Below are 12,670 nucleotides of genomic sequence, written 5' to 3' on the forward strand. Positions count from 1 at the left end.
TTACATCACCTTTTCATAGATTGAAAAAAATAATTTCTTTTCAATTTCCCAATTATAATTTTCACTTGCCTTTTTACAATTCGATTTCATTAGATTATATTTTTCTTTATTGGAGAGTAGAAGGTTTACACCTTCTGCAATAGACTCATGATCATGCGAATCCACACAAACTCCAACCTGCTCTTCCTCAACGACTCTCTTAATCTCCGGAAAACTACAAGCAACTACTGGAACACCACTCATCATATACTCAAATAGTTTATTCGATGATGCCGAGTAATGATTGAAATTCGTATTATTTAAAACTTGAAATCCTAAATACGCATTCTTTGTATAGCTAGGAAGCTCTTCTACCGGAACTTTAGGAAGGAATTTCACTTTTTCATGAAGATTCATTTCATCCACCATATTAAATAGCTCCTGCTTAATTCTCCCATCACCAATAAAAACTAGTGTTCCTTCCTTAAATAGGGGTGCAGCTTGAATCAACTTTTCCAATCCTCTTCCAGCTTGAATACCACCTTGATAGAGTAAAATTTTCTCATCTTTTGGTAAACCAAGTATGTCATGTAGAGGTGCCTTCTGGACATTATTTTCATCTTGTTTAAACGGATAATTATGAACAACATTGGGATAAAAGCCATACAGTTCCTCGTTGTATTTCGCCCTTGTATGGTTTTCTACAATCATAGTATCAATTTTATTAATAAAGAACTTTTCGGATTTCCCATAAGCTCCACTATCATAACCAGTTCGACTAGTTTGAACTTCATGTGAATCATAAATAAGTTTCTTCTTTTTAAAGCGGAGTTTTGAGCAGATATATCCTTGAGGTAAAGTATTTAAATCATTTGAATGATAGAAATCATATTTTTTTTGGAAACCTCTGGCTATCATCCGAGCTATAATAGTTCCTCTAACCCAGACAACTTTTGCTTTTGTTTTTAGGAGAATTAAAGCGAATAATGTTATGATTCCAATTAATATTGGGCTAAAATACATTGCGGCTAACCAGAGTACAAATCCAAGTAAACCGATTAATTTATTTTGCATCAGCTTTCTGTAAGATTTTTGCATCAATTCAAGTAATACTGGGTATCTTCTAACTCTAATCACACGAAAGTTATCATTTCTTACTTCATATTTTGATAAATCTTTATCATTTGGATCGTGAATACAAATTAGATCCACATTATATCCATTCTCTGAAAGTGCAGTACACTCTCTCAATACACGTGCATCATTGGTAAAATGATTCCACACAAACATGCATACATTTTTAGTCATTACGTACCACCCTATCTAGCATTACAATTACCTAACCTTCAAGAATATTTACTAAAGAATCTATATTAGATTCCCATAAGAAATCTCTTTGGACATACAAATTTCCATTTTGACTCATTTCTTGTCGGAGTAACGGATTGTTTTTTATTGTATCAATATAATAGATCATTTCTTTCACATTATTATCCTCTGACACAAACCCGACTTGTTCGGATAGTATAACTTCTTTGGCGATTCCGGAAACGGAGCCAACGATTGGTACTCCGCATGTCATATAATCAATGATTTTTCCTGGTAGCACTGTTTTAAATACTTCTTTATCTTCTAACGAAACTACACCAACCTGATGTGTAGAGATTATTTTAAGACATTCTTCTCTTGTAGTTGGGCTCAAGAATGAAACATTTACTAGATTATTTTCCTTACAATACTCTATGAAACTATCTTTTTTTAATCCATACCCTATAATAGTTAGTTCAGTCTTTCTTTCATTAAGCTCTTTAGCTAATTTTTTTAAAACTAAGTCATCCTGGGCTAATCCAATATTTCCTGCATAAATCACCTTAAATGTTTCTACATTATTAGAGGTGATTTCATCTTTTCTAGCTCCATTGGGAATATATGTTATCTTGGTACTACTAGCTGAATGCCTTGAGACAATATACTCTATAAATCCCCTACTATTAACAATTATCTCATTTGCTGTCTCGTACATTATTTTCTCTATCTTTTTAAAAATCTTTATAATGAAAGGACTGTTAAAAACTCCTACACCCTTTAAGGACTCTGGCCACAAATCACGAATATCTAATATTAATTCGGCCTTATAATACTTTTTAGCAAACAAACCAACTATCGCTATAAATATGGGCGGTGATGTAGTTATAACTGTACTAAACTCACCCTTGTTTCTCAGTATATAAACAAACATTTTAATAGCTACTTCAAGATAGTAAAATAGGCGGTTTAATAAGCTTCTAGAATACTTTTTATTTTTCACATTAATCCGATATATATCAGGATCTTGATTAAGTTCTTCGTCATCCCAAAGATTTCCATTTTCATAGAACTTTCTATTTGGATAAGTAGGCTCTGTTGTAAGGACTTTTATATCATAGCCAAGATTTTTTAATAGTACATAAATACTTTTCATGCGATTTCCAGCACTACCAATCTCCGGATAAAAATTTTGGGAAATCATTAATATTTTCTTCATAAGAGCCCTCTTTCTACAACCATTATCCAAATAATTCCTTATACTAACACAATTCAATAAGCTTCTCCATAACAATATATCGTTCATTCACTTTTAGTTTAGAATATATTTGACTTACATGCACCTTCACACTACCTTCAGACATTCCAAGTATATTGGCAATCTCTTTATTTGTGTGTCCAAGTTTCATAAGGGAGGCTACTTCAGCTTGTTTTAGAGTTAAATCCCATTCTCGTTGAATCTTATTGCACAATTGGTCATATTCAACACGTTTCAATTGAATTACCTTCTCAATAATATCCTTTAGTACCTCGCTTGGTAAAAAGAACTCCTTGTGTTGAATTCTTTCAATTATTTCAAGTGAACTATCTAAGAATTGCTTACTTTTAGGAATAATACTACATACTCCTGCATCAATTAGAGGAAAAATATCTAATTTATTATAACTCTCAGTAATAAGAATTACTTTTTCTGATTTCAGGACTCTAAGTATACTAACCATATCTTCTTGTGTCATGTCTGAATCATCCAACAAAGATAAATCTGCTGGTAAATTTGTTACAATCTTCACATAAGTGTGCTTTTTTAATTTTTCTTCTAGCAATAGAAAAAACTTGCTTTGTTACAGTAAACAAATTCGCATGATAAAAGACTTCCTCTTCATAGGCCGTATTATTTTGGTCCTACTTTTCTTAACTTATAACTATGGTACTAGATACCTAGTCATGTTTTTAGTGACTTAGCAAAATAAAAGTCATATGTTTGTAAGAAATAGTCGAACTTTGTTTTCTTTATAGCAAGTCTTCTAAGAATGTTATCACTTTATTACGATGGTTAATACCTATTTTCAAATAGATATTACTAATGTAATTTTTTACAGTACCCTCAGTTAAATGGAGGTATTTAGAAATCTGATTATTGGTATACCTTCTTAATATTAATTGAACAATATCCATCTCCCGCTTGGTGAGATAAATCCCCTTATGCTCTAGCCGTTTTTCCAGTATTTGGCTCTCACTCATTGATAATTTTCTAATATGATTTACGATTATTTTGGCAATTTCTCCAGAAATAACATTTTGTCCCCTGGAGGCATCGCGGATAGCTTGACATAACATATCAGGAAATAATTCTTTAGACAAAAAACCATCTGCTCCGTTAACAATACCCCTATAGATAATATCAATATCATTGTTTTGTGTAAGATAAATAACACTTGTTTCTGGACTAATATCTCTAATTTGGCTACAAGTCTTAATTGCATCTAAACCAGGCATTTCAACATCCATTACGACCACATCTGGTTTAACAGAAACTACCCTTTCAATGGCCAGTTCTCCGTTTTTAACTGCTTCTACTACTTTCATGTCTGGTTCTGTATTGATTAGCGTTCGAATCCCTTCCCGGTACAATCTTAAAGGGTCCACGACTAATACCGTAATCAAGAACTTCAACCCCTTCATATTAATCATTCTTAGTATTTATCAATCTCATCTGTAACATCTTGATTCCAGTGCAACAATAGCCATATATAGATGGATTATATAGGTGTCACTAATTTAGAATTTTGTAAATTATTGTCTAATAATAGTAATTACAGTATAGCAAATTGTAATAATAAATAACATATCATTAGACTAATATTTACAATAACTTCTCATATTTATAGTTTTTGACGTATAAGTAATCTCTTACATTTTGAGGTTTATTTATAATAATAAACTTTTATTACCTAATAATAGGAATTAACGTTTCACATTAGTTCCTATTATTATTTTATTTTAAACATTAATTAAAATTTACTTGGATAAGTCAATAAATCATTCATCCTCTAATACATTAACTACTATTCTAACCCCATTACATGCATCTAATGTATACACTAAAGCTTTTTCGGAGAAACCAATACTGTACCCTTCACACTAAAAATCTAATTGGAGTTTTTATATGGCTAAAGCGAAACGCAGCAAAAAATGGGTAATCTATAGTATTATTAGCATTATTTTACTTTTATTAATAATAGTTGGTTATGGAATATATCTTTATCAAAAAACACATAACATTGTTGAGGGATCATATGAAGGAATAAATCGAAAGCAATCTAATCTTAGAGATGAAAAAGTGGATCCAGATATTCATAATGTTTCCGTTTTATTTCTCGGAGTAGACACAAGTGAGTTCAGGGGATACGGTGAGAAGAGTCGGACTGATGCAATTCTTTTAGCTACTTTTAATAAGAAAGATGATTCCATTAAGCTACTTACCATCCCTCGTGATACATATGTTTATGTACCCGTTATGAATACCTATACCAAAATTAACCACGCTCATTTTTATGGTGGGCCTGAAGCAACAATGGAAACAGTGGAGCAATTTCTTCATATTCCTGTAGATTACTACGTAAGAATGAATTTTAATGGATTTATTGAAGTGGTGGATGCACTTGGTGGTATTGAATATGAAGTGCCATATGAAATAGTTGAGTCCAACTCAATGGATAAGAAGAATTCCATTCACTTATATCCTGGGAATCAACAGTTAAATGGAGAAGAAGCACTAGCTCTTGCACGAACTAGAAAATATGATACAGATGTTGCACGTGGAAAACGTCAGCAGGAAATTGTTAAGACCATAGCTAATAAGGCTTTATCACTATCTTCTATTCCTAAATTAGATAAAGTTATCGAAGCAATAGGAAATAACATGAGCACAAACTTAACCTTTGATGAATTGACGAAATTTCAGTCGTATGGATTATCGCATGATTTAACTATTGAAACGGTGAACTTTGATGGAGTTGGGGATTATGATGATGGTGCCTGGTATTATCAAGTAGAGGAAGATAGTAGAATACAAATTCAAGAAGAGTTACAAAACCATCTAGAATTAAACCACTTAAGTAATGGGCCGACTAAGAATAAGATTAGTATCATAGAATGAATCTTAGAAAAGCTCGCATTCACTCGTCCTTAAGCGAGTCAGCTGCTTGCGATACTCCAGGAGAGACTTCTTAAATCGACTTCATACAGCTTTGCGAGGAGTAATGCTCAGTTGATTAATCTTTCAATACTACGAGCACTTTCGGAGTTTCTTATGTCGGCGAAAAGTTCTTATACTTTCCTAACTACTAAAATTATCTGGGAGTGGGATTTTATTCTCTGATTACCGTTATTAATGCAGTTTTGTCAGTAACATCAACTTGAACTATATTTGAATAATCATTAGGAAAACGAGAAGTTCCATAAGCAAATATATTTGGCCTTTCGCAGTATTTTTTGAAGGAATGGGAAATTACTCTGAGAATGCAAGAACTGGATTTTTTTCAGGTGATACTTCTTTATCCTCTTATGTTAATGCGAAAATAAATGGAGAACATGTATAAAATAGTAAACTTGCAATTAGTAGTTTGTAAATAAAAATACTTAGTTACTAAATACCACAGGGACTTTCCCTCCTTGTATAAATTTAAATATAAGTATAAGGCCATTCTACTCTATGTAATGGACATATGCTGTATTTATAAACATAAACATTGTAATATCTTGTTGAACCTTGGTGGTTAGCAGTCTCTATGTATGTTAGAATAGCATATATCCGTAATCTGGGGTGAAATGATGAAAAGAGTGCTAACTTACGGGACTTATGATCTAATCCACATCGGGCATATCAATCTTTTACGTCGCGCAAAGGAATTAGGTGATTACTTAATTGTTGGCATATCTACTGATGATTTCAATGCCATTAAGAACAAGAAAGCTTATCACCCTTTTCATGATCGAAAAATGATATTGGAATCTATTCGTTATGTAGATAAAGTTATTCCTGAGCATTCATGGGATCAAAAAATTACAGATTTAAAAGAACATGAAATTGATTTATTTGTAATGGGGGATGACTGGGAAGGGAAATTTGATTTCTTAAGTGATTATTGTGAAGTCATCTATTTGCCAAGAACCCAGGGTATCTCTACTTCAATAATTAAAACAGATATCTCCACTTCATTTGTTAAAAATAGTGAAGAACGAAACCTTTAATTTTAGAATACGTCTAATATAATAGGACTTTTCAATTTCCTATATTTTGTTATGTACGAATGGACTATTTAGTAGTAAAATAAAGGTTGAATTTTCATTATGAGAGTATTACAACACATTTAGATATTAAAGGGGAAACAAAAAATGGTTAAAAATCATTCTGATCAATCACGAATGGTAAAAAGGAAGAAAAAGAGAAAGTTACGTAAACGTGTGTATTTAATTTTAATACCACTATTAATTATAGGTATTGGAGCAGGATATTTATGGTCCTTATATATCAAAGCTGACTCCGTTATTAGTAAATCATATGAGGATGACGATAGAGGAAAATCAGATTTAAGGGAAGCAATGGTAGATCCTGACGTTGATAATATTTCCATCCTTATTATTGGAGTCGACGAAAGTAATCACCGTGCTAATGAAGGTAACTCTAGGTCTGATACCCTAATCCTTGCTACATTAAACAAGGATGATAAAAGTGTTAAACTAGTGAGTATACCACGTGACTCGTATGTAGACATCCCAGACCGTGGTATGGATAAAATAAACCATGCCCACTTTTTTGGCGGGCCACAATTAACCATTAAAACCGTGGAAAACCTAATGGATATTCCAGTTGACTACTATGTAAAGGTTAACTTCCACGCATTTGTGGAAGTAGTAGAAGCAATTGGGGGTATCACTGTTGATGTTCCTTATGAGTTCTGGGAATCAAACTCAGAAGATAAAAAGAACTCGATCCACCTATTGCCTGGTGAGCAACTATTAAATGGCGAAGAAGCTCTTGCCTTTGCACGTACAAGAAAGCTAGATAATGATATTGAACGTGGAAAACGTCAAATGGAAGCTGTAAAAGCTGTAATTAAAAAATCAATATCAGTCGGTTCTGTTCTTAAGCTTGGCGATGTTATTGAAGCAGTTGGAACTAACATGACCACAACAATGACATTTGATGAAATGAAGAGCCTAGTTTCATATGGATTAAATGGTGGTGGTCTTGACATTGAGTCTATGACATTAGAAGGAGAGGATTATCAACCTGCTAACATTTATTACTATAAATTAGATGATGTCAAACTAGCAGAAACTAAAATGATACTTCAAAGCCATCTAGAATTAGAAAACACAGAAGTCGTAGATAATACTATTGAAACTGTCGATGGAACCTATTAAACAATCAAATAATAAACTAAAAAACTGCTAATCTCTCGTTGAGATTAGCAGTTTTTTACTTTTGTATTTTAGTCCAATAGGATAGCTTTTTTAGACTGTTCAATAGTGGTTGTCTTTTCTCTGATGTAATTCCAGCTAGTTCAGAAATTAATTGAATCGCTAGTATGATAAAGAAAAAGATAACGAGTGAATTAAGTAACCTTGTACTATTGAAGATTATAGCCATGCTGCCAAAGAAAGCACTAAATGCATATATAATGAGCACTGCGGATCGATGAGAATAACCCATAGCTAACAACTGATAATGAATATGTTTTCGATCGGCAGTTGCTACACTTTGTCTATTCAATATTCTTCTAAAAATCGCTAGTATCGTATCAAATACAGGTATTGCAATCACAATAATCGGGATTATAAAACTAAAGAAAGCTACATTTTTGAACAAGCCAAGCATCGATATAATGGCGATAGAATAGCCCAAAAATAATGCCCCTGTATCTCCCATAAATATTTTAGCAGGATAGAAATTATGATATAAAAATCCTACACAGCTTCCAATTAAGATTACACAAAGGGAAACTACGATGAGTCTTGCATCCATAATGCCCATAATCAACATGCTAATTAATCCTATACCTGACACTCCTGCCGCTAGTCCGTCTAAGCCATCAATGAAATTAATTACATTGGATGCTGCAACAATCCATAGAATAGTAAGGATAATTCCAAAATGATCAATATATACTGTTCCCATAAAAGGAATGGTCAGCTTTTCAATTATTAGTCCAGATGAGACAACAACAACCGCTGCTGCTATTTGTCCGGCTAGTTTATATAACGGTTTTATACTATAAATATCATCAATCATTCCAGTAATAATCATAATAATTGCACCAAGTATAATGGCATTCATATGAGCTTCATATGGCTGCAGGTACAGAAATCCTGCGGCAGCACCCATAAAAATTGCTAACCCGCCCATACTCGCTCTTGCATCACTATGCATTTTTCTATTTCCATCTGGTTTATCAACAGCATTTAATTTAAAAGCTAATTTTTTAATTAATGGCGTCACTAATAGTGTAGTGACAGTTGAAATGCAAAAAGCAATAGATAATTCAACTACATTAAACATAATGCACCTACTTAATATGATATAAATTCATAGACATTGTACCATATAATACGGATTGGTGCGTTATTTTTGTGGGTTGGTTTGATAGTTGAGTTATTAATTAAAGATTGTGGACGCGAGAGATACTCTCTAAAGCGTATGGCTAGCCCATAATGTCTGGCAAAAATCTTTGATTCTTTATTCAATCGATAAAAAAAGCCTAGTTCTTCATTTTAGAAGAACTAGACTACTAGATATTACTTATAGACTGGTACGTCAAATATTAAATTATAAGTACCTTTATCATAGATCTGTTTATAATTGTATATTTGTTTAGATGCCCAACCAATGTCTGTTGCATACTGATGGGTAGCATAGCCATTTTTATCCATTGCAGCTGGGTTCCAGCGCATTTCATATAGAGTATTTTGCCCAGCATTAATGTATTTGTCTCCGGCAAATTTGGCACCGCCTTTGATAGCATCATCAACTGTAAACCAACCCTCTTGGATTGCTCTTTGTGTACCACATTCTACAGCACACTTATCTGTTGCACCAATTCCAAAGAAGTTATAAACAGATTTACCATTATGTTTAATACTACCATTTGCTAAAACGGATTTGCCTCTTCCTGTCTCTAAAATAGCATGGGAGACTAAATATACTTCATTAATCCCTGCATCTTTAGCTGCTTGTCTAAAGACTTCTCCCTTACCTTCTAGAACTCCAGCTCCTTCTAGAAGCTTGTTCAACTCTGAAGCGGGAACGCCAGTAAAGTAACGTAAATCTAAGAATTGGAACTTCTGATTCGCATCATTTACATAGTTAGTTGGATCTAAATAATTACGAGTATCTGCAGAAGTAGCATTTCTCCAATCATATGTTAGCTTGACCTTAGTCCAACTTGTTCCTTCTTCTAAAATAGTAAATGTTTTTCCAGCATTAACTGTTTCATAGATATGAGTATTTGTTCCTTTACCAGCTCTTATCCTAACTCCATTGGCTGTAGTTTTACCAATTCTAGAATCTATATCAGCTAAGGAACTATGAACGTAAAGCACTTTACCATTGTACTCAATTTTGTACCAGCGAGTACTGTAACTGTATATGTCCCCTTTAACATTATCATCCAATACCTTAAATGGTGTTCCAGCTTCTACAGGAGTAGAAATATTATTGTTGTTGCCATTAATTAGGTATGGTGATGTACGTAGGTTTACATAGTATCCGGTAATTGTACCACCATCATAGATATCTAATAAGTTACTGCTGATATAACCAGTATAATATTTATCAGATTGAGGGGTTACCTTCATCTGTAAATTCAATGCTTGACTTAAAGTTATATCATATTTTGTATTGATGTAAATTTCTTCTGCTTTTGCAGCCTTTACAAGTAATTGGAGCGTAATATCATCAATTATTCCACTGATAGGTAATTCATAATCAGCTTGGAAGTCTTTAACAGCTTGCTCAGTACTTGCACCGTAAAACCCATTTGGTGGGTTTTTCCACTCAATATAACCTAACTTTTCCAGATACAGCTTAAGCTGTATAGAATCATCATTTGTTTTCCCAGTTTGGAATGGACTGGACAGGATATCATTAATTTTTTCTGTTGTTTTCGGATTAACAACACCACTAGCAATAAGACCATAATGTTGTTGGAAGTCAGTTACAGCTTTTTCAGCTTGATTTTCAAATTCTGCCGATAAGTCGGTTATTGGGAAGCCCAATCGATTCATCTGTTCTTTTAATTTAACTACTGCCGAACCGCTATCTCCAACTTTTAAGGAATTAGCAAGTACCTCTACCAATTTTTGTTTAGTTACATCTTCAATGATACCAGATACTAGTAAATTATAATCCCTTTGGAAAGCTTCTACAGCCGCTTTTGTTCCAGCACCAAAATAATTTGTAGGATTTTTAAAGTCAGCATAACCTAATTGTACTAATTGTTCTTTCAGTGCAATAGAATCTTTATGACTTTTTCCGTTTTGGAATGGACTAGCTAATACCGCTGCGATTTTATCCAAAGTTGCTTTATCGGCTTTACCTGTTTGAGAAAGGCCATAATACTTCTGTAGGTCAACTACAGCCTGCTCAGTGGAAGCTCCATAGAAATCATTTGGAGGGTTCTTCCAGATTACAATACCGAGTTTTTCCAAATTCTCTTTGAATTCAATTGCATCACCACGGCGCATTCCATTTTCAAGTGGTCTAGTTGCCAATTCCGTTAACTTTGCTTTTGTTACTGGTTCAATGATACCAGATACCGCTAACCCTCGAGCCTTTTGGAATGATTTAACCGCAGCTTCTGTTGAAGTTCCAAAGTATTCAGTTGGATTTACAAAATCGGCATAATATAACAGAGTTAAATACTCTTTTAACTGTATTGAATCAGCATGGCTCTTACCTTTTTGGAAAGGACTAGCTAATACCTCTGCCATTTTATCTAAGGTTGCTTTGTCACCTTTACCAGTTTGTGCAAGACCATAATATTTCTGTAGGTCAACTACTGCATCCGCTGTAGAAGGTCCAAAGAAATCATTTGGAGGGTTCTTCCAATTAGCAAATCCTAGCTTTTCCAGATTCTCTTTAAAGCCAATTGCATCTTGGCGACGCATTCCATTTTCAAGTGGTGCAGTTGCCAATTCCGTTAATTTTGCTTTTGTTACTGGTTCAACAATTCCAGATACAACCAATCCGTTTTTCTTTTGGAATGCTTTTACAGCAACTTCTGTCTGAACACCATAATAAGTAGTTGGGTTCACAAAATTTGCATAACCTAAGTTAGTTAAATACTCTTTAAGTTTAATTGATTCATTATGTCTTTTTCCGTTTTGGAATGGACTTGCCAGTACCTCTTCTACCTTGGCTAATGTTGCTTCATCAACTACACCAGTTTGAGATATGCCATAATACTTTTGTAAGTTAATTACTGCTTGCTCCGTTGAAGAACCAAAGAAATTATTCGGCGGATTCTTCCAATTGACAAAGCCAAGCGTATCTAAGTTTTCTTTAAATTCTACTGCATCATCACGATACATCCCATTTTGTAATGGCCCTGTTGCTAACTCTACTAATCTAGCTTTCGTTACTGGCTCAACGATACCAGATACAGCTAATCCTTGATCCTTCTGAAATTCCCTGACAGCATCAGCTGTTTGGCCACCAAAATAATCAGTTGGATTTGTAAAATTTGCATATCCCAAAATAACTAGATATTCTTTTAGCTTAACAGATTCAGCATCTCTTTTTCCATCTTGGAAAGGACTAGCTAAAATTTCATCCATTTTAGCAAGAGTTGGTTCATCTGCATTACCTGTTTTAGATAATCCATAGTAGGTTTGGAAACTAGTAATTGCCGTTTTAGTTTTTTGATCTAGGTTTCCTGTTATATCTTGATTGGTTAGAAAGCCTAATGTAACTAATTTACTTTGCAATTCACTAAAATCTTCTGCTTGTTTTATTTCTAGTTGAACAGTCTCATCAACCTCTTGACTCTGTGTTTCCACTGGGTCATTATTTACTTCCTCTTCTCCACTCGATGTTGCTCCTACTGTAAGTGGACTAAAGTGGAAAACAGATATTAATAGCAAGAAGGCCATAAAATGTCTAATCTTCACTTTAGTTTCACCTCCTCTATTAAATTTATATACTACTCTAGTATCTGATAAATCAAATGATATTTCAATAAAATTAACTAGAATTATAGGTTATTAAGTCGAATTTAGAAGGTTATTGTTGAATTTCGAAATTTGACCTTAATATGATGCGTAAAAAGTAGAATAACTTACGATAAATTTTGATATTTCTGCGAGAGAATTATGACAAGTAACA

The 12,670-nt window shown here is 33.4% G+C and carries 9 protein-coding genes; 3 read left to right on the top strand and 6 right to left on the bottom strand.

Features of this window, described 5'->3' with window-relative positions; translation table 11 throughout:
* The 4 genes from TY11_RS05445 to TY11_RS05460 all read right to left on the bottom strand — a co-directional run bounded on the left by TY11_RS05445 (nucleotide 1) and on the right by TY11_RS05460 (nucleotide 3,948).
* Entirely contained in the window at nucleotides 1-1,287 is a 1,287-nt protein-coding gene (locus TY11_RS05445; RefSeq protein ID WP_042143713.1) for a glycosyltransferase, read from the bottom strand.
* A gap of 31 nt (nucleotides 1,288-1,318) precedes the next feature.
* On the bottom strand, nucleotides 1,319-2,503 hold the full coding sequence (locus tag TY11_RS05450) for a glycosyltransferase family 4 protein (protein ID WP_042143715.1): 1,185 nt from the start codon (nucleotides 2,501-2,503) through the stop codon (nucleotides 1,319-1,321).
* Nucleotides 2,504-2,546: 43 nt separating this feature from the next.
* Nucleotides 2,547-3,107, bottom strand: a complete 561-nt coding sequence (locus tag TY11_RS05455; protein WP_042143717.1) for a LuxR C-terminal-related transcriptional regulator — start codon at nucleotides 3,105-3,107, stop codon at nucleotides 2,547-2,549.
* Nucleotides 3,108-3,294: 187 nt separating this feature from the next.
* On the bottom strand, nucleotides 3,295-3,948 hold the full coding sequence (locus TY11_RS05460; RefSeq protein WP_197025060.1) for a response regulator: 654 nt from the start codon (nucleotides 3,946-3,948) through the stop codon (nucleotides 3,295-3,297).
* A gap of 502 nt (nucleotides 3,949-4,450) precedes the next feature.
* On the opposite strand from TY11_RS05460, the gene TY11_RS05465 reads away from it, so the two are divergent.
* From TY11_RS05465 to TY11_RS05475, 3 genes are all read left to right on the top strand, one after another.
* Nucleotides 4,451-5,443, top strand: coding sequence for an LCP family protein (locus TY11_RS05465; RefSeq protein WP_042143721.1), 993 nt, complete (start codon nucleotides 4,451-4,453; stop codon nucleotides 5,441-5,443).
* Between the two features lie 674 nt (nucleotides 5,444-6,117).
* On the top strand, nucleotides 6,118-6,537 hold the full coding sequence (gene tagD, locus TY11_RS05470) for a glycerol-3-phosphate cytidylyltransferase (protein ID WP_042143723.1): 420 nt from the start codon (nucleotides 6,118-6,120) through the stop codon (nucleotides 6,535-6,537).
* A gap of 144 nt (nucleotides 6,538-6,681) precedes the next feature.
* Nucleotides 6,682-7,713 carry an LCP family protein gene (locus TY11_RS05475; protein ID WP_042143726.1) on the top strand — a complete coding sequence of 344 codons (1,032 nt, stop codon included), beginning with the start codon at nucleotides 6,682-6,684 and terminating at the stop codon, nucleotides 7,711-7,713.
* Between the two features lie 55 nt (nucleotides 7,714-7,768).
* Here the strand turns inward: TY11_RS05475 and TY11_RS05480 are convergent, their stop codons facing one another.
* Both TY11_RS05480 and TY11_RS19815 read right to left on the bottom strand, forming a co-directional pair.
* Nucleotides 7,769-8,848, bottom strand: a complete 1,080-nt coding sequence (locus TY11_RS05480; RefSeq protein WP_042143729.1) for a glycosyltransferase family 4 protein — start codon at nucleotides 8,846-8,848, stop codon at nucleotides 7,769-7,771.
* A gap of 236 nt (nucleotides 8,849-9,084) precedes the next feature.
* Nucleotides 9,085-12,456 carry a peptidoglycan-binding protein gene (locus tag TY11_RS19815; protein ID WP_052345753.1) on the bottom strand — a complete coding sequence of 1,124 codons (3,372 nt, stop codon included), beginning with the start codon at nucleotides 12,454-12,456 and terminating at the stop codon, nucleotides 9,085-9,087.
* Nucleotides 12,457-12,670: the final 214 nt, after the last annotated feature.

The sequence above is a fragment of the Paucisalibacillus algeriensis genome (genome assembly GCF_000577245.1).
Classification (GTDB): Bacteria; Bacillota; Bacilli; order Bacillales; family Amphibacillaceae; genus Ornithinibacillus.

Excerpts from the sequence above, each read along its gene's own strand:
- TY11_RS05445 (WP_042143713.1), bottom strand. The coding sequence starts at position 1,287 with ATGACTAAAAATGTATGCATGTTTGTGTGGAATCATTTTACCAATGAT.
- TY11_RS05450 (WP_042143715.1), bottom strand. The coding sequence starts at position 2,503 with ATGAAGAAAATATTAATGATTTCCCAAAATTTTTATCCGGAGATTGGT.
- TY11_RS05465 (WP_042143721.1), top strand. The coding sequence starts at position 4,451 with ATGGCTAAAGCGAAACGCAGCAAAAAATGGGTAATCTATAGTATTATT.
- tagD (WP_042143723.1), top strand. The coding sequence starts at position 6,118 with ATGAAAAGAGTGCTAACTTACGGGACTTATGATCTAATCCACATCGGG.
- TY11_RS05475 (WP_042143726.1), top strand. The coding sequence starts at position 6,682 with ATGGTTAAAAATCATTCTGATCAATCACGAATGGTAAAAAGGAAGAAA.
- TY11_RS05480 (WP_042143729.1), bottom strand. The coding sequence starts at position 8,848 with ATGTTTAATGTAGTTGAATTATCTATTGCTTTTTGCATTTCAACTGTC.